The organism is Kitasatospora sp. NPDC094028, assembly GCF_049543595.1.
Lineage (GTDB): Bacteria > Actinomycetota > Actinomycetes > Streptomycetales > Streptomycetaceae > Kitasatospora.
Genome location: NZ_JBMVFA010000117.1, coordinates 1 through 1143 on the forward strand (window position 1 = coordinate 1; position 1143 = coordinate 1143).

Consider the following 1143-nt stretch of genomic DNA (forward strand, 5'->3'; position numbering starts at 1 on the left):
GTACGCCCTGATCATGGCGAACACCGACTACATCCAGTTCTTCCTCACCGACGTCCATGTCTCCGTCACCGGTGACACCGCGCTGGTCACCTGCACCGAGAACATCCTCAGCGGCGGGCCTGCCCCGGCGGAGGGCGACGAGCTCGGGCCGCTGGTCGGTCAGCTCGTCGTCGCCACCAACGTGTTCCGGCGCACACCCGAGGGCTGGAAGCTCTGGTCGCACCACGCCTCCCCCGTGCTCGCCGAGAGCGACGACGACGAGGCCGACGACGACGGCGCGAACGGGCTGAATCCGGACGACGGCCCCCTCGGCTGAGCGGGTAGGGGAAGGGGGGTGGCCGGGCGGTTCCCGGAAGTGGTTGGAATCACCTACCCCGGGGTATGAGCGGCTACCAGCCCCGACGCGACCGCGTTCACCGGGGAAAACAGGCGGTGAATCCGGCCGCTGCCGGCCGCGCCCGCGCCCCTGGGGCCCGGCGCTGTCGGTGCCCGCAGGTAGATTCGTGTGCGACCGGTGTCTCGCACGCACGCGGTACGACCGGTCGTTCCCGACGATTGCAGGAGTGATTCGCGTGGATCGTGTCGCGCTGCGCGGCCTGAAGGCTCGCGGGCACCATGGCGTGTTCCCCAGGGAACGCGAGGAGGGCCAGACCTTCCTCGTGGACCTGGTCCTGGGCCTGGACACCCGGCCGGCCGCGGCCGACGACGACCTGACGAAGACCGTGCACTACGGCGTCGTGGCCGAGGAGGTCGTGGCCGTGGTCGAGGGCGAGCCGGTGAACCTCGTCGAGACCCTCGCCGAGCGGATCGCCCAGACCTGCCTGAAACACGAGGGGGTCGAGGAGGTCGAGGTGTGCGTCCACAAGCCGGACGCCCCGATCACCGTCCCCTTCGACGACGTGACCGTCACCATCATCCGGAGCCGAGTATGACCCGACCTTTCGTCCAGGGTCACAGTGACCCGACCGTCCAGCCGGTGCCCGCCTCGGTCGTCGAGCGGGTGGACGCGGCGGACACCACCCTCCAGAACCCCAAGTGGGCCGTGATCTCCATCGGTTCCAACCTCGGCAACCGCCTGGAGACCCTCCAGGGCGCCGTGGACGCGCTGGAGGACACGCCCGGCGTCCGGGTGAAGGCCGTGTC

2 protein-coding genes and 1 pseudogene are annotated in these 1143 nt (G+C 70.1%); all 3 read left to right on the forward strand.

From position 1 onward, the window contains the following. Positions 1 to 316: nuclear transport factor 2 family protein (locus ACPC54_RS42200; protein WP_498973068.1), on the forward strand; the 316-nt coding region annotated here is incomplete at its 5' end. Positions 317 to 572: 256 nt separating this feature from the next. Further along, positions 573 to 932, forward strand: coding sequence for a dihydroneopterin aldolase (gene folB / locus ACPC54_RS42205; RefSeq protein WP_111583081.1), 360 nt, complete (start codon positions 573 to 575; stop codon positions 930 to 932). Next, positions 818 to 1143: pseudogene (locus ACPC54_RS42210) on the forward strand (2-amino-4-hydroxy-6-hydroxymethyldihydropteridine diphosphokinase); the annotation flags it as partial. The gene folB and the pseudogene ACPC54_RS42210, both read left to right, overlap by 115 nt.